Source organism: Thermosynechococcus sp. NK55a, from assembly GCF_000505665.1.
In the GTDB taxonomy this organism is placed as follows: Bacteria; Cyanobacteriota; Cyanobacteriia; order Thermosynechococcales; family Thermosynechococcaceae; genus Thermosynechococcus.
Genome location: NC_023033.1, coordinates 2,177,013 through 2,196,408, shown reverse-complemented (window position 1 = coordinate 2,196,408; position 19,396 = coordinate 2,177,013). Strand labels below are relative to the sequence as shown.

Genomic DNA, 19,396 nt, shown 5'->3' with positions numbered 1-19,396 from the left:
ACACTGAGTATTTTCAATGTATTTTCAATCGTCACTGCCGGGGCGGGGAAAGGCTGGCCTCGCTTGCCAAGGCGCAAAAAATGGCAAAAGCAGCAGGGCTGGTAGGGCAGCGCCAATTGTAAAGAGAAAAAAGAGTGGCCACCCCATCATTTCCGCCGCTTTACCCGCAGGGGCCGCCAGGATATCCCGACTAAAAGCAAAGAGACTGGAGAGCAGCGCATACTGTGTTGCACTAAATTGGGGGTTGCAAAGACTCATTAAAAGAGCCGTTAGAGCAGCGATCGCCAGCCCTGCACAGAAGTTATCAACACTAATGGCAGCCACCATCACTGTTGGATTGGCACCGGCATTGGCCAAAATAAAGTAGGAGATATTGCTAGAAGCTTGCAATCCCCCCATAATCCACAGGGCACGGTGAATACCAATTTGACTGATGGCCGCTCCCCCGACAAGGGCGCCAACGATGGTGGCAATCAGCCCCACCCCCCCTTGTACGGCGCCAATTTGGGTTTGGCTAAAGCCCTGCTGCAACAGGAAAGGGGTCATCATATTGCCCGTGAGGGCATCCCCCAAGCGATAGAGGCAGATAAAGAGCAAAATAATCAGCCCCGTTCCCCAGCCGTAGCGCTGGAAAAAATCAAGGAAGGGTCGAGTGACTGCCTGTGCCAATGACGGCGGAGCCGGGGGATGCACCTCTGGTTCCGGTGCCCAAAAAGTAGTGACCATGCCCACCACCATTAGCAGCGCCATCAGGGCGTAAACCACTGGCCAGGGCAGTTGATCCGCAAGGATCAAGGCTAGGGAACCGGTGACCAAAAGCGCAATGCGATAGCCAAGGACATAAATACCCGCACCTGCTCCCATTTCAAGGGGTTCGAGGACATCGGCACGGTAGGCATCCACAGCAATATCTTGACTGGCGCTCAAGAAGGCAATGGCGAAGGCATTTATCGCCAACAGCTGCAGGCTCCCCCTGGGATCCTGCACCGCCATCAGGGCGATCGCCCCCAACAGGAGCACCTGAATCAGTAGTAACCAGCCCCGCCGCCGTCCCAAAAAGGGAACCCTATAGCGATCCAGCAAGGGGGACCAGAGAAACTTCAGGGAGTAGGGCAACCCCACAAGGCTAAAGAGGCCAATGGCCGTCAAGTCAATGCCCTCAACGGTCATCCATGCTTGCAGCGTTCGGCTGGTGAGAAACAGCGGCAACCCTGACGAAAAACCTAACAAGAGCAGTGCCGCCATTTTGCGACTTTGAAAAACCCGTAGGACTGCGCCGATTCCCGCCATTCATTTCGTTCCACTGCTTGAGACTTGCCCTAGTGTAGAGCAAAAGCGGCAGTGACCTAAAGACCACTGACCTAACTGATGCGGCTAGGGCGAAAAGCAGGCCGGCACGTGTCCAGGGAAACAGGAACAGGTTCAACGTGCCAAATCTCCTTGCAGTACTCGGCAATCGTGCGATCGCTGGAGAATTTGCCCATGCGCGCCACATTGAGAATAGACATCTGTGTCCAGTGGCTCTTATTGCGGAAGGCTTGGGCTGCCCGCTGTTGACAGTCCACATAGGATTGGTAGTCCGCCAAGAGCATATATGGATCCTCATTGAGCAGGGAACTGACAATCGGTTCAAATAGCCCCGGCTCACGTGGATTGAAGTAGTTGGAAATCAGGCTGTCAATTACCTTCTTGAGCATTGGGTTGCTGTTGTAGTACTCGCGGGGATTGTAGCCTTCCGCTTTCAGGCTCATCACCTCTTGCGCTGTCAGACCAAAAAGGAAAAAGTTCTCTGCCCCCACCTCTTGGCGGATTTCCACATTTGCACCATCCAGCGTCCCAATTGTCAGGGCGCCATTGAGAGCAAACTTCATATTCCCAGTGCCAGAGGCCTCTTTCCCAGCGGTAGAGATCTGCTCCGAAAGATCGGCAGCGGGATAGACCATTTCACCCAGGGAGACGGAGTAGTTGCTGAGGAACACCACTTTGAGGCGACCATTCACATCGCTGTCGTGGTTGACCATATCGGCCACAGAATTGATCAGCTTGATGATCATCTTGGCCATGAAGTAGCCGGGAGCTGCCTTGCCGCCAAAAATAAATGTGCGCGGTTGAATGTCAATGCTGGGGTTGGCCTTAATTTGTTCGTAGAGCGTAATGATGTGGAGGACAGCCAAATGTTGACGTTTGTACTCGTGGATGCGCTTAATTTGAATGTCAAAGAGGGAGTAGGGATCCACCTCGATTTGGTTGTTGCGCCAGATGTACTCCGCCAAGCGCTCTTTGTTGGCTTGTTTGATTTGTTGCCACTTCGCCTGAAAAGCAGGATCGGTGGCGTAGGGTTCTAGGCCGCGCAGGTCGTCAAGGTGGGTAATCCAGCGATCGCTCTGCAGCGTTTCGGTAATCAGACTGGCCAAGCGGGGATTACTCATCAGGAGCCAACGGCGGGGGGTAATGCCATTGGTTTTGTTCTGGAACTTGTTTGGGTACATCTCATAGAAGTCCCGCATCAGCTCCTGTTTGATCAGCTCTGTGTGCAGTTCTGCCACTCCATTGACCGTATGGCTGCCAACACAGGCCAGATGTGCCATGCGCACCTGCTTGGGATAACCTTCCTCAATCAGGGACATCCGTGCCAACCGCGCGGTATTGCCAGGGTAGCGCAGGCGAACCTCATTTAGAAAGCGATAGTTAATCTCATAAATGATTTCCAAGTGGCGTGGTAGCAGTTGACCAAAGAGATCCACCGACCAGCGTTCAAGGGCTTCCGCCAGCAGCGTGTGGTTGGTATAGGCAAAAGTGCGCTGGGTGATGTGCCACGCTTTTTCCCACGTCAGTTGGTACTCATCCACCAGCAATCGCATCAGTTCAGCCACAGCAATGGCGGGGTGGGTATCATTGAGCTGAATGGCCACCTTGTCGGGGAAGGCATCAAAGCTAGTGTGCCGACGCAAGTAGAGGCGGATAATGTCCTGCAACGAACAGGCGACAAAGAAATACTGTTGCCGCAGCCGCAATTCTTTCCCCTGGGGGGTGTTGTCGTTGGGGTAGAGGACCTTCGAGATGTTCTCACTAAAGGTTTTTTCAGAGACTGCTTGGGTGTAGTCCCCCGCGTTAAACACCTGAAGGTTGAAGTCTTGGGCTGCACGGGCACTCCACAGACGGAGCGTATTCACCGTATTTTTGCCATAGCCGGGAATTGGCGTATCGTAGGGCGTGCCAAAAACGGTAGTGCTGGGGATCCAACGGACACGGTAGTGCCCTTGGGCATCGGTGTAGGCTTCAGTGTGACCGCCAAACTTAACTTCAACGTTGTAATCCGGACGGGCAATCTCCCAAGGGTTGCCAAAGCGCAACCAGTTGTCGGGGACTTCGTGCTGCCAGCCATTGGTGATAATTTGCTCGAAAATGCCAAACTCGTAGCGAATGCCGTAGCCAACAGCGGGAATTTCAAGGGTCGCGAGAGAGTCGAGGAAACAAGCCGCCAAGCGTCCTAAACCGCCATTGCCTAGCCCCGGTTCCGGTTCGCGCTCCATCAGTTCATTGAGGTCAAGGCCAAAATCGGCCATTGCCTGTTTCGTTTGCTCGTAGAGGCCGACGTTAATCAGGTTGTTCAGGAGCAAGCGACCAATGAGAAACTCTGCCGACAGGTAATAGACCACCTTGGCATCCTGCTCAAAATAGGTTTGGGCGGTTTTAATCCGCCGATGCAGCAGGCGATCGCGCACCGTGTAGGCCAGGGCCATGAAGTAATCGTAGGGCGTGGCAAACATGGCATCCTTGCCCTGGATGTAGTGGAGATTATCAACAAAGGCGCGCTTCAGGGTTTGCACTGTCATCCCTGTGCGATCGCTCTCGATATACAAATCGCAGTGTTCGTCGTTGGCAGTAGGGTGGGTGTGGGAAACCGAATGAACAGGATAACCGTTAGGAGTGTCGGGATTATTCATGAAAACTGTGGCTCTGCAGGAATCGGAAATAACTTAACTTAAGGCTAATACAGATTTGTGAAATGTACATTAGATTACCACTGCGGGAATTTTAATAATTGATTTATCCGCCTTTACATTTTTTAATCTTCTCAAAGGGTCCCCGAAGGGCTTGGACAATCCCTAGTCAAACCAACCAATTTCCGCATCCCCAAGGGAAGAGGCATTGGGATTGGGGGTAGGAATTTCATTGACAAGGGGCTTAAATCCCACCTCCTCAAAACGGTAGGGCTGAGGGGCGGTGAGTTGGCGAATGACTGCCTTGGCCTCTTCAAATTTGGCTTCTAGGGCTTGATGGCGGGTTTGGAGTTCCTGAAGCGCGGTGTCGAGCGCTTGGGCGCGATCGCGCCACCTTTGTAATTCCTGTTGCAGTTGTTCTATCTGGGCGCTGTGAGCAGTTTTCTCAGCTTCTACGGCTGCTAAGGCTGCTTTGAGGGTGGCCAGTTCTTGCTCTAGTTCTGCCTTGGTGGGCTGATGACGACTCCGCTTGCTGGAGGCTGGACGCTGCTTAGCGACCTCTTGCCGCAGTAAATCGCTGAGATTTTGGGGTTCCATCAAAGGATGAAATTACTGGCACAACAACCGTCTTTCCCCTACTGATTTTTGCATAAAATTCGCACTGATAGGATATAATCGCTTGGAATTCTTTTGGCTGTGAGAGTGAAATATGCTAGCCTTGACCACAACGCCGCTGACCACAGAGCAGGCACATCTCAAGATTCAGGGGGGCTATCGGTTAGCGGGTGAGGTGAGGATTAGCGGAGCCAAGAATTCAGCATTAGTCTTGATGGCGGGGGCACTCCTAGCAGCGGATACAACGATTCTCCGTGCCGTGCCTGATCTAGCAGATATTCGCCGCCTGGGGGAAATTCTACAATCATTGGGGGTCAAGGTACAACGCTTTGGGAGTGAGGCGATCGCCATTGATGCCACAGCACTAAATACCAACGATCCCCCCTATACCCTAGTCAGCCAACTGCGGGCAAGTTTTTTTGTCATTGGTCCTTTGGTGGCGCGGTTGGGTGTTGCCCGCGTCCCCTTGCCAGGGGGGTGCGCCATTGGTGCCCGTCCGGTGGAACTGCATGTGCGTGGTCTGCAAGCAATGGGTGCCGAAGTTACGATCGATCATGGGGTTGTCACCGCCAGTGCGGCCAAACTTAAAGGAACACGGATTTACTTGGACTATCCCAGCGTCGGTGCCACCGAAACATTAATGATGGCCGCCACCCTTGCCGAGGGGGAAACCACGATTGAAAATGCTGCCCAAGAACCCGAAGTGGTGGATTTGGCCAACTTCTGTATCACGATGGGGGCCAAAATCTATGGCGCCGGCACCAATTCGATCACGATTGTTGGGGTGGATCGCCTCCACGGCACTGAATACGAAATCATCCCCGATCGCATTGAAGCGGGTACATTTCTGTTGGCAGCTGCTGTCACCCGCTCGGCCATTACTCTTGCACCTGTGATTCCCAGCCACCTGACGCCTGTGGTTGCCAAACTCGAAGAGATGGGAGCGAAGATTGAATTTCCCGATGCCACCCGTGCCTGCTTCACCCCTGCCCAGTGCTATCGTGCCACCGACATTGAAACGCTCCCCTACCCCGGCTTTCCCACGGATATGCAGGCGCTGATGATGACGTTGCTGGCGATCAGTGAGGGCAATAGTTTAGTCAGTGAAACCGTGTTTGAAAATCGCTTTGGCCATGTGGCTGAACTGAATCGCATGGGTGCCGATATTCGCGTCAAGGGGAATCACGCTGCCATTCGCGGGGTGCCCCATCTTTCCGGTGCACCGGTAACAGGTACGGATTTGCGCGCCACAGCGGCTTTAGTTGTTGCTGGACTGGCTGCCCACGGCGAAACCCACGTCTATGGCTTGCAGCACTTAGATCGGGGCTACTGGCAAATCGAAGCCAAATTGCGGGGTTTGGGCGCACAGCTAGAGCGCTATGTTCCCAGTACAGTTCCTTCTCCAGTTTTGTAGGCCGGCCTTGGGGGCAATCACGATCTCGTTTCCCATCCCCCCTGTCCATTGCGCCATCACCTTCCTGAGCACTTCAGCCACGGTGGGCGTCCAATACTCCCAAGCACCTAGGGGTAGGGCCAATGCCCCCCAATAGGCACCAAAAAGACAGCTTAAGAGCAAAGCAGCACTGGGTTGGTGTTTGCTGACAATTTGATGGGCCAGTTCTAAGTCCCAAGGGGCGATCGCCAAGGCATAGCGGAGCATGTCTCCTCTCTGGGGGGGGACAGGCAAAGGCTCAGGTGCCCAAGCTGCTTCTAGGTACTCATGGAGCAGGGTCTGAATCTCCTGCACCCCTTCGGGGACTGAAACCAAAGGTTGATCCCATGATGCCAACAACTGTGGCAGCTGAACTGGCCACTCCCCTTGGTCAGGGGCTAACCATTGGTGGGGCAATGCCTGCGCTAAATTGCCCTTCTCTTTAGCGAGCCCCCATAGGAGTCCAAGGAGGGCGCCGCGAAACTGCTCATAGACCCCACCTCTGACCATTACACAGGTTGTTTTTGACCAACGACAGCATAGAAGGGATCGGTAAATCCCAGACAAGACCAAGGGCGGGGCAGATGCGTTTCGATCACCTTGAGGGCAGGAATGCTGTTGATATAGGTTTGCACCAACTGCACGCGATCGCCCTCGTTACCCTCACGCCACGCCTGAATCGCTTTTTCAAAAAACATGCGATTCGAGAAGCTGACAATAACTACCCCTTGGGGCTTAAGGATGCGGGCAATTTCCGTAAAAGTTGCCTCAGGATATTGGAGGTACTGCACCGACACCGCCATCAACACGGCATTAAAACTGGCATCCTCTAGGGGTAAGGCCAACTCTTCATTGAGATTCTGAACAAAATAACGATCCAGCCGGGGGTTGCGGGCTAGCTCCGCCCCATTCATCCCATGCCCCACCACTTCCTGAAAGGATAGCTCTGGCGGCAGATGGGAGACCCAACTACTCATTAGGTCCAAGACTCGCATCTGCGGCTGCAAGTATTGACGGTAGAGATCCGTAAGGCGGGCCAGAAAGAAATCATCCACATGGGTGACAAAGCGCGGTGCTGCATAAAAGAGGTCATCACTACGGCTGTCCAATTTCGTCCGCTGGTGGGGATTGAGAATCATGGGGCTAACTGCTGAGCAATCTCCTTTTGAAGATAACGAACAACCTCGGTTAAAGGGAGGGTGGATTTCGCCCCTGTTGCCCGGATGATGAGTTCCACTTCCCCATGGGCGATCGCCCGTCCTGTCACCAGTCGATAGGGAATGCCAATCAAATCCGCATCTTTGAATTTCACCCCTGCCCGCTCATCGCGATCGTCGAGGAGCACCTCAATCCCTGCCGCCTGAAGCTGCTCGTAAAGATCAGTGGCCGCCTGCATTTGCTGCGCATCCTCAATGTTGGGCACAACAATAATCACCTGATAGGGGGCGATCGCCAGCGGCCAGATAATCCCTTGGGCGTCGTGGTGCTGCTCCACCGCCGCCTGTGCCAAGCGGGAAATGCCGATGCCGTAACAACCCATCACCAGAGGCACCTCTTCCCCCTGCTCATTGGTGTAGGTGGCCTTCATTGCCTCAGAATACTTGGTGCCCAACTGGAAAATATGGCCAATTTCAATGCCCCGTGCCGTTTCTAGGTGCTGCGTTGGATCATGGCAGGCGCGATCGCCCGCCTGGGCTTTGCGAACATCGGCAATAATTGCTGGCAAGGGACAGGATTTGCCCCAGTTCACCCCCACCCGATGCTGTTGATCGCGATTGGCTCCCGTAATAAATCGCTTTAACTCCACCACGGTGCGATCGGCAATGCGAATCCACTGGGGAATAATTTGGGAATCGGCCTTAATAACGGCATCTTCTAAATCAGGGCCAATGTAACCAAAGGGAATGGGGGTGGCTGCCCACTCTTGGGCTGTATTGGCATCTGCCAGCCGCAGATCCAGCAGTTTTGTTGCCCCGTAGTTGGGCGCAAGGGAAGTGAGGGTGTTGTGCAGCTTGACGCTGTTCACCTCTTGATCGCCGCGAATACTCACCAGCACAAGACCCACTCGCCCATTATCGAAGACTGCTCGATAGAGGACATTTTTCACAATTTGCGTAGGATGGCACTGCAACTGCTCAACCAGGGCATCAATCGTCGCTGCATTGGGGGTATCCAGCGTCGCCACCTTTTTGTAGGTTGTCGGCACTGCGTCAGGGGGGAGCGAGACGGCCTTTTCCACATTGGCGGCATATTGGCCGTCAGCCGTATAGAGCACCTCATCTTCGCCGGCGGCAGCCAGTACCATAAACTCATGGGAACCCGATCCGCCAATCGCACCCGAATCGGCCTCCACGGCTCGAAACCTCAGGCCACAGCGCTGCAGAATACGACTATAGGTGTCGTACATCACCTGGTAGGTTTCCTTGAGACTAGCCACATCGGCATGGAAGGAGTAGCCGTCCTTCATAATGAATTCCCGTCCCCGCATTAGGCCAAATCGCGGGCGAATCTCATCGCGAAATTTCGTTTGAATTTGGTACAGGTGCACGGGCAACTGACGATAGGAGCGAATCAAGTCCTTGGCGAGGGCAGTGATCACCTCCTCATGGGTAGGCCCCAGTCCCAACTGCCGCTCAGCGCGATCGGTGAGGGAAAACATAATCCCTTCGGCTTTGGTATAGGTGTCCCAACGACCCGATTCTTGCCACAGTTCAGCAGGTTGCAATTGCGGCAGCAAACATTCCAAGGCGCCACTGCGGTTCATTTCTTCACGAACAATTGCACTCACTTTTTGCAACACTCGCCACATCAAAGGCAGATAGCTATAGATGCCACTGGCAATCCGCCGAATATATCCCGCCCGCAGCAATAATTTGTGGCTGGGAATTTCTGCTTCCGCTGGATCATCGCGGAGGGTAACAAAGAGCATTTGGGAGAGGCGCATACCTGGGCTATCGATACTGCACAGAGCCTCTATTTTACGATGACCAGCGATCCCTAGGGGGTAGGCGTTGGTTCAGGTTCCGCTGGTGGAGGTTGAACAGGTGTGGGCGTAGGGACAACGGTAGCGCCAGGTGTTGGTGAAGGACTGGCAGGGGCAGGGGCAACGGGGGTTTCAGGGGTGGGTGTGGGAGATACCCCAGGGGTAGGTGCAGGGGTGGTGGCCTCTGGCGTGGGTGTTGCTGGGGAAGCTGATTGTGGCTCGGCGACTGGTTCAGAAGTCCCTTCAGGGGTACTGGGGGGGCTTTCCCACCAAGCGGGCGTCGTGGGTGCCGCCTGTTGACGTTGACGCAGGCTGAGTTCATAGTCCCATTGCCAAATGCGATTGAGGGCTTCACGGTAGAGGGCGCGATCTCGACCAATTTGCTCAGCGGTTTGAATGGCTTCCGCCAGTTTGCCTTCCCGCGCCAAGCGAATCGCTCGATCCAGAATGGGACGATCCTGAATTTCTTCGAGTTTTGCTTGCCACTGGTCGCGATAGTTAGCTATCACGGCAGCGAGCACTGCATCGCGGGGGAAAGATCGTAAAACCCCCAGGGCAGCTTGGTACTGTTTCTGTTTTGCAAGGGCGATTGCTGCATGGAGCAGAGGCCGCTCGTCAATCGTGCCTAGATCGCGCTGCCAAAGGGCAATCAAACCTTGGGCTTGACCCCGTTCTGGCTGACCAAGGGGCACCTGCCGAGCTTGAGCAATGGCCAAGGCATACCCCCAGCGCAGACGGGTATTGGCAAGCCATGTTGCCCACTGGAGGTGCTGCTGGTTACGCAACTGTTGCTGCCATCTGTTGAGGTAGGCTTGAGCCGATTCATAGAAGGGATCCGTGATCGGAATCTGCTGCACCCGGGCGATCGCCTCCCAGTAACCGAGAACCGTTCCCTTCGCCGCAAGGGCTTTGGCTTGACCAAGGATGACGATTGGGCGATCGTGGTAGGAAACATCGAGAGCTGGGGCAATTTTTTCAATGAGGGCTAAGGCACCCTCGCGATCGCCGGCCGCTAAGCGTTCCTCAGCATAGGCAAACACTTCAGGAATCCAACGGCGAATATCCGCCTGGGCTTGGGAATAGACAACCGCCTCTGGGGGAATTTTCAGAGCCAGCATCACTGCCGCCGCCAGTTCATTGGCCGTTAACCAAGCCGCCAAATCCCGCGCCTGCACCAGTTGTACCCACGCATCCTGTTCTTGGGAGATGCGCACCGAGAGCTTTTGTGCCTGTTCGCGCCAGTAGTCAGTACCGAGCTGGTTCATGAGTTTCACTTGCAGCAAAGCCAATCCCCAATCCTGCTGGCGCAGTGCCGCCTCAGCCGTTGCCAACAAGTTTCCACCTTCTCCCCCATTGGTTGCGGTTAGTAGCTCCTGGGCTTGGGAGTAGCTCGCTGCGGTGGTGGGGATTTTTTCAGGAGCAGCGTTGCCAGTTTGATATTGCCTTGGCTCAACTGTTGGCGAGCAATGACCAATAGGGCAGCTGACCATTCATCCAGGCGCCGCTTAGCTTGAGGAAACAGGGGGTGATCTTCTGGCCACTGACTGACGGTTTCAATGGCTTGCGCAAGAGAGGGTAAGTTGCCGTGGAGGACTGCTTGATCGGCGCAGTAGAGGCGATCGCCATCCCTCATGGTCAAGAATGGGTGACGACAATCGGGCAAGGGGGGTAACAGCAATAGCCAAGTGCTGGCTGCCATGAGCGTTGCCCCGGAGATAAAAAAGGGATGAGCCAAGGCCACCCCTCATATGCCATGAGCCGTTGACGATAGACTTGCCAGCGGGCGGGCATAGATTCGGTGGCCGTTGTCCCCACAGGGGCGATCGCTAGCTCCGCTGACTTAGGAACCCGCCGGAACCACCGTTGCCAAACCTCTAGTGCTTTCATCTCCTGCTGCGGCTCCTCACCCACTGCCTGAAATTTCCCTAGGATGCCAGGGAGGTCATTAGAACTTGTTATAGCAAATCAACTTGACAATTCCCTCCTGAAGTTGCCGTTGCCCACGGCAGGATTATAATTTAAGGATACGAATCGCAATAATCCTTAACATTCTCCTGGTTTGGCAACGCCCGTGACCGCACTCTGGCAACGCTTGATTTTAATCTCCCCCTTTTTCTTTTGGGGAACTGCCATGGTGGCCATGAAGGAGGTCATGCCCCATACCTCGCCGCTGTGGGTTGCCGGTGTGCGCCTTGTGCCGGCAGGTCTTCTAGTTTTAGCGGTGGCGATCGCCCTCGGTAAGCCCCAACCCCATCACTTGCGGGCATGGGGATGGATTAGTCTTTTTGCCCTTGTGGATGGCTTTTTATTTCAGGGGCTTCTGGCCACTGGCCTATCCAAAACGGGCGCAGGTCTTGGCTCTGTGATGATTGACTCCCAACCCCTGGCGGTGGCGCTGTTGTCCCGCTGGTTGTATCAAGAGCGAGTTGGCGGCTGGGGTTGGCTGGGGCTCTTTCTTGGCTTAGTGGGCATTAGTGGCATTGGTCTAGGTGATGATCTATTGACCCTGCTCCATCAACCCAGCGCATGGCACAGTATTTCTTGGGGACAGTGGTGGCAGCGGGGCGAACTGTGGATGCTATTGGCTGCCCTCTCGATGGCAGTGGGGACGATTCTCATGCGTCCCTTAGCACGCTATGCGGATCCAATTGTGGCTACAGGCTGGCACATGGTCTTGGGCGGGTTGCCGCTGTTGATCTGGCCGAGCTTAAATAGCCCAGCGCCTTGGGCAGCCCTACACTGGTCGGATGTCCTCAACCTTGGCTATGCGACTTTCTTTGGTAGTGCGCTGTCCTACGGTGTCTTTTTCTATTTCGCTGCCAAGGGGAATCTCACCAGTCTCAGTGCCCTAACGTTTCTCACCCCAGTATTTGCTCTCACCTTTGGGCATTGGTTCTTGGGGGAAACCCTGAGTCAAGTTCAGTTACTAGGCGTGGGTCTGACGCTCATTAGCATTTACATCATTAATCAGCGCCAAGTGCTTGGGCAGTGGTGGCAACAACTCCCCTTACCCACCCGCTTGCGGGAGTCGGCAACGTCTATCAGCGTTAAGGTGGTTGATCAGATGAAGTAGCCTGAGCATTTGAGCTACAGCATTCCCAGACCGCAGCAAGTTTATGAATGAACCCGTTTACCTGATCCAGTTATCAGATCTGCATTTATTTGCCACAGATGAAGGCAGACTCCTTGGCCTGCCTACGGCTCAATCCCTAGCGGCTGTTTTAGAGGCAACTCGTCATCATCGTCCCAATGCCCTGCTCCTGACGGGAGACTTAGCACAGGAACCCGTTACTACTACCTACGAACGTTTAGCCACTGCTTTCAGGGACTTTAGCTGTCCTGTATATTGGATTCCTGGCAACCATGATGAGCCAAGGGCAATGGTGCCGGCGCTAGAGCGTCCGCCGCTACGGGGCGATCGCCAAATCAATCTTGGGACTTGGCAAGGCCTGCTCCTCAGTTCCCAAGCCGATGGCAAAGTTCATGGTGAATTGAGTCCTGAGACCCTCAGTTGGCTAGATGCAACCTTGAGTCACACGGGCGATCGCCCCACCTTCATTGCCCTGCACCATCCCCCCTTTGAGACCGGTGCCCCTTGGCTCGATAGTAGCCGCCTACAAAACCCTGAGCACCTTTTTGCCGTGTTAGATTCCCATCCGCAGGTGAAGCTCGTTCTCTTTGGTCACATCCATCAGGAATTTATTACTGAGCGGCAAGGGGTGACGTATCTCGGCTGTCCCTCCACCTGTATCCAGTTTTTGCCCCGTGCCCCTGAATTTTCCCTTGAACCCGTTGGTCCTGGTTTTCGTCATCTATCGCTATACCCCGATGGCACTTTTAAAACCTACATTGAGCGGGTAGAGATTCCCCTCACGCTGGACTTTAGTGCCAAAGGGTACTAAAACCTAGGCGATAGCCGCATTTGTAGGCTATACCTATTGAAAAGTGCGTGTAGGTAGGAGTGGTGGGCTATGAACCTCAGTCGGAGCACCGATGAGATAAAACTGGTTCCCGAGATGACCAGTGGTCGAGTCCCCTATACCCCCCGTAACCATCGCCGCATCCTCTGCATTTTTCCCCGCTACAGCCGCTCCTTTGGTACATTTCACCACGCCTACCCCCTCATGGGCACGGTACGCGCCTTTATGCCACCCCAAGGGATTTTGCTAGTGGCCGCCTATCTTCCAGAATCGTGGGAGGTGCGCCTGATTGATGAAAATGTACACCCAGCAACCGATGCTGACTATGCTTGGGCTGATATTGTCATTACCAGTGGCATGCACATTCAGCGGCCACAAATTTTAGAAATCAACGCAATTGCCCATCGTCACGGTAAACTCACTGCCCTTGGCGGGCCCTCGGTCTCCAGTTGTCCGGAATACTATCCCGATGTGGATATTCTCCACCTGGGGGAACTGGGGGATGCCACGGACAAGATGATTGCCTACTTTGATGAATACGGTAGCCAGCGTCCACCCCAACAACTGATTTTTGAAACCACTGCTCGCCTACCCCTCAGTGAATTTCCTGTGCCGGCCTACCAGCATGTGCGCATGGAAAACTATTTCCTCGGCAGTGTTCAGTTTTCCAGTGGCTGTCCCTTTCGCTGTGAGTTTTGCGATATTCCCGAACTCTATGGCCGCAATCCGCGTTTGAAAACGCCGCAGCAGATCCTCAAGGAATTGGACACAATGCTGGCCTCAGGGAATCCGGGGGCAGTCTATTTTGTGGATGATAACTTCATTGGCAATCGCCGCGCAGTGATGGAACTGCTGCCCCACCTCATTGACTGGCAAAAAGCCAATGGCTACCCGCTGCAATTTGCCTGCGAAGCCACACTGAACATTGCCCAAAGCCCAAAACTTCTAGAGATGATGCGGGAAGCCTATTTCTGTACGATTTTCTGTGGCATTGAAACCCCAGAACCTGAAGCCCTCCACGCTATCCACAAGGATCAAAACCTGAGTATGCCAATTTTGGAGGCTGTGCAAACTTTGAATCGCTATGGCATGGAAGTTGTCTCCGGCATTATTATTGGCTTTGATACAGATACTCCCCAAACGGGCGATCGCATTCTTGAGTTTATTCGTGCCTCCCACATCCCCACATTAACGATTAACCTGCTGCACGCCCTACCCCGTACCCCCCTCTGGCGTCGCTTGGAAGCGGAAGGCCGCCTCAACCACGACGAAAACCGCGAGTCCAATGTTGAGTTCCTCATGCCCTATGAAGAAGTGGTGGAAATGTGGCGCCGCACTATCACGACTGCCTATGAACCGGAGTTTCTCTACCAGCGGTTTGCCTATCAAATGGCCCACACCTATCCCAACCGCATTGCAGTGCCCAATAGTCCAGCTCGCCTTAGCCGTAAAAATATTCTGCGGGGACTGCGGATTATGAAAAATCTCCTCTGGCACGTGGGGCTTTGGGGGAGCTACCGCAAGACGTTCTGGAAACTGGCATGGCCTGCCCTGAAAAAAGGCCAAATTGAACAATTGATCCACGTGGGTGTGGTGGGGCATCATCTGATTCACTTTGCCCAAGAATGTGCTCGCGGTGATGAAGCGGCCTCCTTCTATGCCCAACGGCTACGCCCAAAAAACACAACATCTACCTCGCTCAAACCTGCTATCAAGTTACCAGTAAAACTGCGTTAAAGCTTCTTGGCGGGATTCCCTCTCCCTGGGGTGAAGCACTATTATTTACTGTGCAGCTATATGATAGAATGTCTAACCTAGATTATATTAATCTATGTCCCTAAAGTACAATACCCCCTATGGTTGACCTCCCTTCCCCTGAGTTGCTCACCCACGTTGCCGAGTATTTCAAAGTGCTGTCGGAACCGAGTCGCCTGCAAGTGCTCTGTGCCCTAAAACAAGGACGGCGCAATGTCTCGGAGATTATTCAAGAAACCGGATTGGGGCAGGCCAATGTCTCAAAGCACTTGAAAACCCTTGCCCAGGCTGGTCTGGTGCGCCGACAGCCCCAAGGAGTTACTGTCTATTACGAAATTGCTGACCCGACAATTTTTCCTCTGTGTGATTTGGTCTGTCAGCGGCTGAGGCGGCGCATTGAGGAGCAATCCCAAGTCGTCAAGGAATTGATGAATAATTTCTCCTAGGCGCCATGCCGCAATATGCGAGAATAGTTGCGTAGGTTTTGATGAGTATGCCCTCTGCGGCTCAGCCCTAGTATTCAACAATGACGAAATATGTTTTTGTGACCGGCGGTGTTGTCTCCAGCATTGGTAAAGGAATTGTTGCCGCCAGTCTGGGACGGCTGCTGAAATCGCGGCAGTATTCTGTGTCCATTCTCAAGCTTGATCCCTACATCAATGTCGATCCGGGCACGATGAGTCCCTTCCAGCACGGGGAAGTGTTTGTGACCGACGATGGGGCGGAAACGGATTTGGACTTAGGGCACTACGAGCGGTTTACCGATACACCCATGTCCCGCCTCAATAGCGTCACGACGGGATCCATTTACCAAGCAGTCATTAACAAAGAGCGACGCGGTGACTATATGGGGGGAACGGTGCAGGTCATCCCCCACATTACGAATGAGATTAAAGAACGTATTTTACGGGTGGCGAAGGACAAAAATCCCGATGTGGTGATTATTGAAATTGGGGGAACCGTTGGCGATATTGAGTCGCTGCCCTTTCTGGAGGCCATCCGCCAGTTTCGCACGGAGGTGGGGCGGCACCATGTGCTGTTTATGCACGTGACTTTGGTGCCTTGGATTCCCTCGGCAGGGGAAATGAAAACAAAACCCACCCAGCACTCGGTGAAGGAGTTGCGCTCCATTGGTATTCAGCCGGATATTCTCATCTGCCGTTGCGATCGCCCCCTTGTACCGGGCATTAAGGAAAAGCTCTCCCAATTCTGTGATGTCCCTGTGGAATGCGTCATTCCCTCGCCGGATGCAAAAAGCATCTATGAAGTGCCCCTGCTGCTGGAGCGCGAGGGCCTTGCCACCCAAGTTCTCAACCTGTTGAACCTGGAACAACGGCAGCCAGATCTCAGTCAGTGGCAAGCCCTTGTGGAGCGACTTTACCGTTCCCACAGCCCCCTGGAGGTGGCAATCGTGGGTAAATACGTACGCCTTAGTGATGCCTATCTTTCGGTGGTAGAAGCCCTGCGGCACTCGGCGATCGCCTTAGACCACGAACTGCGCATCCGCTGGGTCAACTCCGAAGAAATCGTTGAAAATGGCGTGGAAAATGCCCTTAGCAATGTCACAGCCATTGTTGTGCCGGGGGGCTTTGGCATTCGGGGGGTCGAAGGCAAAATTGCTGCCATTCAGTATGCCCGGGAGCAGGGAATTCCCTTTTTGGGACTGTGCCTGGGGATGCAGTGCGCGGTGATTGAGTGGGCACGCCATATTGCGGGTTTAGAAAATGCCAACAGTGCTGAGTTCGATGCCAATACTCCCCACCCGGTGATTCACCTATTACCCGAACAGCAGGATATTGTCGATTTGGGGGGAACGATGCGCCTGGGTTTGTATGCCTGCCGCCTAGCCCCCAATTCATTGGCGGAAAAGCTCTACGGTGAAACAGTCATCTACGAGCGACACCGCCATCGCTACGAGTTTAATAATGCCTATCGCAGCCTCTTTTTGGAAACGGGCTATCAAGTTACGGGTACATCTCCCGATGGCCGCTTAGTAGAGATTATTGAGTATCCAGCTCACCCCTTTTTTATTGCAGTGCAGTTTCATCCTGAGTTTCGCTCCCGTCCCAATGCGCCCCATCCTCTCTTTTATGGATTGCTGGCGGCAGCAGCTAAGAATTCCAATCGTGATAATCCGCAGGTTGTCCCAAGCCTCTAGACGTTGCCAGCACTGAGTACGGATGATCGCAACAGATAGAATCCAGGCAGGAAGAGTGACCTGGCCACCACACCGATGGCCTTGACTGCAGTTGTTCACGGCGGGTAGGCTACCTCAAGCTGATGCTCCTGTAGTTGTCAAAGCGGCTGGCGGGATGATTCCTGCAGTACCAGGGGGTGTCTTGACGGCCAATCACTGCTTGAGTCCTCCTTGGCAATAGGTGTCCAGCTAGCAAGTGATGGTGGACTCGTTGCGATAGAGGGGGACGGCTGTAGACAAGTGCTTGCTGGAGCCAGTAGAGCATCGGCAGGGGCTCCTGCGGTCAGACATCGGTTTTGTGCTGTACAGCCGTTTTCACAAGGATGACGGGCACAACAGTAGTTTGGCTATGCTACACGGTTACGTTGCGTCAAGATATTGACCTAACAAGATATTGACCTAAATAAATAGAAAGCGGTAAATAGTGTTGCAGTTCTTTAGAGCTTTCTGTGATTGTGAGAGGGAGTCGGCAAGCCATGAAGGTCGCCTGCTGAGATGACTTCAGTTTTAGGATAGGCAATCCCCTCGTTTAAGATCTAATTTATTGCCTATTGCTTAATCTATTGCTTAATGTAAGAGATGGTATCGGAAATCATATTGCATAGAAAAGTGATAGAAAAGTATAAAGTATTCTACTTTGCCTCTAATCTAAAGAACCGACTGGCTCTATCGAGATGCTGATTCGCCTCAAAATGATGTTTCCTGTCTCACTGGTGGTGACAATTTGGCGATCGCGCCCAAACAAGGCACAGCCTACTTGCAATGACCGTCCGAGGGGAGCGGCACAATGGGCATGGATATAGGCAGTGGTACGTTGATCAATGCGGTGGGCAATGTGGCTCAGAATCTCAGGCAAGAGTTGGGGAGACATTCTTTCTAAAAGTTTGAGGGCAGCCTCAACCGTTGGCGCTTGCCACACCTGATGCAGAATCTTTGGGTCTAGGCCTGCAAGGGCACAAAAGGCCGTGAGAATTTCTTGGCGAGCATCTGCAAGGTGGTGGTGGGTATGGAAAATGCCCGCCGCAAGTTTAATTAATTTGCCGTGGTAACCCAAAAGCAGCACCTGTTGAACCTTGTACTGCGCTGCTGCCACCAGCATTGGACCAAGCCAATTGGCAGTTTTCACGCAAAGGGAGGGGGGAATCCGGAGGTGTTGCGCCACCTGCAGGCCATTCTCCCCAATGCAAAAGACAAGGGTTGGCGATTGGGCGGCTTTCTGGGCTAAGTCCTCGCGATAGCGATCCAGTTGCTCCGGGGCTGTGAGGGGTTGCGCCAAGGCAGTTGTCCCCAGTAGGGAAAGGCCCTCAACAATCCCAAAAGCGGCATTCGAGGTGCGCTCTGCCAAGTCTCGCCCTTGGGGCAAAAGAAGAGTAACGGCGATCGCCCGCTCTTTCGGGCAGTAGAGCAATAGATTGGTGGTCAACAACAAACGGGCATAACGATAGATAGCTGCCTCGCCCGTGGCGCGATCGCGCCCAACCCCAAAGCCCCCCTCAATGTGAATTTTGGGAGAAGTTGCAGGGTCTTGCCAGCGCACCCAAGCCCAGATAGGGGTATGGCGGGTAAGATCAAGGGCGTCACTGGGTTCACTGTAGGTAATGGCCAAGGCCTGCTGGTCATCTAAGGGTGCCCCTTGGGCAATGGGTAGCGTTTCACAGCGATTGGGGCGCAGCAGGGCAAGGGTGACTTCCTGAGGGCAGGTGCCTTCCGTGAGGCAACGCAATGCAGCAACAGCCGCAGCCGCTGCAAAAACCGGTAGCGTATAACCCATTGGTGCTAAGTAGTTAGTGCTGAGTAGTTAACTGAGCCAAGCTACTGCGCGCCGCTTCGGCAACCGCTGCCGCAGAATCGGTGGCCAATTGTTCAAGAAGGGGGCGAACCTCTAGGGTGCCAATTTGGCCAAGGGCGATCGCCAGCCGATGGCGGACTTGCCAATCAGGATAGGCCACAAACGGCCGCAAGTGCTCAATGCTTTCTGGTTGTTTGAGTTCACCCAACGAACCAATCGCTGCCAATTTCACCAACTCTTGGGGACTATTGAGGGCTTCCGTGAGCAGGCCAACAGCAGCGGGGTTTCCGAGGGCACCCAGGGCGGCAATGATACTAAACTGCAACAGCCAATCGTTAGTACTGTGGTAGGCGGTTTCTAAATCTTCGAGGGCAAAGGGAACTTGCAAAGCAGCCATGGCATCCGCTGCGGCAGCACGGACATCGGTTTCGCTGTCGTGGAGCAGGCGATCGCGCAACAGGTCATGGGCTTGATTGAGGTTGATGTGCCCAAGGCTAGCAATCTGACTGACTGCCGCGTAGCGGACACGGGCATTGTCATCCTTACTCAGGGGTTGAATGAGTGCAAAGGCGTCCTTGGGATCAAGGCTGCGCAGTTGATTGATGCCCCGCAGGCGATCGCCCACATCCGCTGAGGTAATGAGTTCGTGAATTGCCCCTGTGTCCACGCCGAGATTCTCCACCCAATTCCTTATTATCCTACTCGCTTAGCCGCAGAAAAGGGCAGAGCGATCGCGGCTTCGATTCCCTGCCCTCAACTGA

17 protein-coding genes are annotated in these 19,396 nt (G+C 53.9%); 6 read left to right on the top strand and 11 right to left on the bottom strand.

Annotation, left to right across the window (positions count from 1 at the left end):
• Positions 1–24: 24 nt before the first annotated feature.
• The 3 genes from NK55_RS10625 to NK55_RS10615 form a co-directional block, all read right to left on the bottom strand.
• Positions 25–1,290, bottom strand: coding sequence for an AmpG family muropeptide MFS transporter (locus NK55_RS10625; RefSeq protein ID WP_024125704.1), 1,266 nt, complete (start codon positions 1,288–1,290; stop codon positions 25–27).
• A gap of 71 nt (positions 1,291–1,361) precedes the next feature.
• The gene (locus tag NK55_RS10620) at positions 1,362–3,947 is read right to left on the bottom strand and encodes a glycogen/starch/alpha-glucan phosphorylase (protein ID WP_024125703.1); all 2,586 of its coding nucleotides are present in this window, start codon (positions 3,945–3,947) and stop codon (positions 1,362–1,364) included.
• Between the two features lie 162 nt (positions 3,948–4,109).
• Complete coding sequence (locus NK55_RS10615) at positions 4,110–4,541, bottom strand: hypothetical protein (protein WP_024125702.1); 432 nt, start codon at positions 4,539–4,541, stop codon at positions 4,110–4,112.
• A 112-nt stretch (positions 4,542–4,653) separates the two neighbouring features.
• Between NK55_RS10615 and murA the strand changes: the two genes are divergently transcribed.
• Positions 4,654–5,973 carry a UDP-N-acetylglucosamine 1-carboxyvinyltransferase gene (gene murA / locus NK55_RS10610; RefSeq protein WP_024125701.1) on the top strand — a complete coding sequence of 440 codons (1,320 nt, stop codon included), beginning with the start codon at positions 4,654–4,656 and terminating at the stop codon, positions 5,971–5,973.
• Here the strand turns inward: murA and NK55_RS10605 are convergent.
• Genes NK55_RS10605 through NK55_RS13295 form a run of 6 tightly spaced genes read right to left on the bottom strand, consistent with a single transcriptional unit; the run spans position 5,929 to position 10,861 of the window.
• Entirely contained in the window at positions 5,929–6,501 is a 573-nt protein-coding gene (locus NK55_RS10605; protein WP_024125700.1) for a hypothetical protein, read from the bottom strand. The two genes, murA and NK55_RS10605, sit on opposite strands and share 45 nt — an antisense overlap.
• Entirely contained in the window at positions 6,501–7,130 is a 630-nt protein-coding gene (locus tag NK55_RS10600) for a class I SAM-dependent methyltransferase (RefSeq protein ID WP_024125699.1), read from the bottom strand. The genes NK55_RS10605 and NK55_RS10600 overlap by 1 nt, the downstream gene beginning before the upstream one ends.
• Positions 7,127–8,935 carry a proline--tRNA ligase gene (locus NK55_RS10595; protein ID WP_024125698.1) on the bottom strand — a complete coding sequence of 603 codons (1,809 nt, stop codon included), beginning with the start codon at positions 8,933–8,935 and terminating at the stop codon, positions 7,127–7,129. Before NK55_RS10595 ends, NK55_RS10600 begins: the two co-directional genes overlap by 4 nt.
• A 53-nt stretch (positions 8,936–8,988) precedes the next feature.
• Positions 8,989–10,305, bottom strand: coding sequence for a hypothetical protein (locus tag NK55_RS14105; protein WP_162147192.1), 1,317 nt, complete (start codon positions 10,303–10,305; stop codon positions 8,989–8,991).
• Positions 10,306–10,337: 32 nt separating this feature from the next.
• Positions 10,338–10,673 carry a hypothetical protein gene (locus NK55_RS13590; RefSeq protein WP_162147191.1) on the bottom strand — a complete coding sequence of 112 codons (336 nt, stop codon included), beginning with the start codon at positions 10,671–10,673 and terminating at the stop codon, positions 10,338–10,340.
• A complete protein-coding gene (locus NK55_RS13295; RefSeq protein WP_162147190.1) occupies positions 10,610–10,861 on the bottom strand; it encodes a hypothetical protein in 252 nt (83 codons plus the stop codon). Before NK55_RS13295 ends, NK55_RS13590 begins: the two co-directional genes overlap by 64 nt.
• A 244-nt stretch (positions 10,862–11,105) precedes the next feature.
• Between NK55_RS13295 and NK55_RS10580 the strand changes: the two genes are divergently transcribed.
• The 5 genes from NK55_RS10580 (at position 11,106) to NK55_RS10560 (ending at position 16,807) form a co-directional block, all read left to right on the top strand.
• Complete coding sequence (locus NK55_RS10580; protein ID WP_398508334.1) at positions 11,106–12,047, top strand: DMT family transporter; 942 nt, start codon at positions 11,106–11,108, stop codon at positions 12,045–12,047.
• A gap of 43 nt (positions 12,048–12,090) precedes the next feature.
• Positions 12,091–12,876 carry a 3',5'-cyclic-AMP phosphodiesterase gene (gene cpdA / locus NK55_RS10575; protein ID WP_024125696.1) on the top strand — a complete coding sequence of 262 codons (786 nt, stop codon included), beginning with the start codon at positions 12,091–12,093 and terminating at the stop codon, positions 12,874–12,876.
• A gap of 69 nt (positions 12,877–12,945) precedes the next feature.
• On the top strand, positions 12,946–14,631 hold the full coding sequence (locus tag NK55_RS10570) for a B12-binding domain-containing radical SAM protein (RefSeq protein WP_024125695.1): 1,686 nt from the start codon (positions 12,946–12,948) through the stop codon (positions 14,629–14,631).
• Between the two features lie 119 nt (positions 14,632–14,750).
• Positions 14,751–15,095: a helix-turn-helix transcriptional regulator gene (locus NK55_RS10565; RefSeq protein WP_024125694.1), complete on the top strand. Its 345-nt coding sequence runs from the start codon at positions 14,751–14,753 to the stop codon at positions 15,093–15,095.
• An 80-nt stretch (positions 15,096–15,175) separates the two neighbouring features.
• Positions 15,176–16,807 (top strand): CTP synthase, encoded by a 1,632-nt coding sequence (locus NK55_RS10560; RefSeq protein ID WP_024125693.1) that lies wholly within the window; start codon positions 15,176–15,178, stop codon positions 16,805–16,807.
• Positions 16,808–17,489: 682 nt separating this feature from the next.
• On the opposite strand, the gene cbiD is transcribed toward NK55_RS10560, so the two are convergent.
• Positions 17,490–18,617: a cobalt-precorrin-5B (C(1))-methyltransferase CbiD gene (cbiD, locus tag NK55_RS10555; RefSeq protein WP_024125692.1), complete on the bottom strand. Its 1,128-nt coding sequence runs from the start codon at positions 18,615–18,617 to the stop codon at positions 17,490–17,492.
• Positions 18,618–18,630: 13 nt separating this feature from the next.
• Positions 18,631–19,317, bottom strand: a complete 687-nt coding sequence (locus tag NK55_RS10550; RefSeq protein WP_024125691.1) for a HEAT repeat domain-containing protein — start codon at positions 19,315–19,317, stop codon at positions 18,631–18,633.
• Positions 19,318–19,396 lie beyond the last annotated feature (79 nt).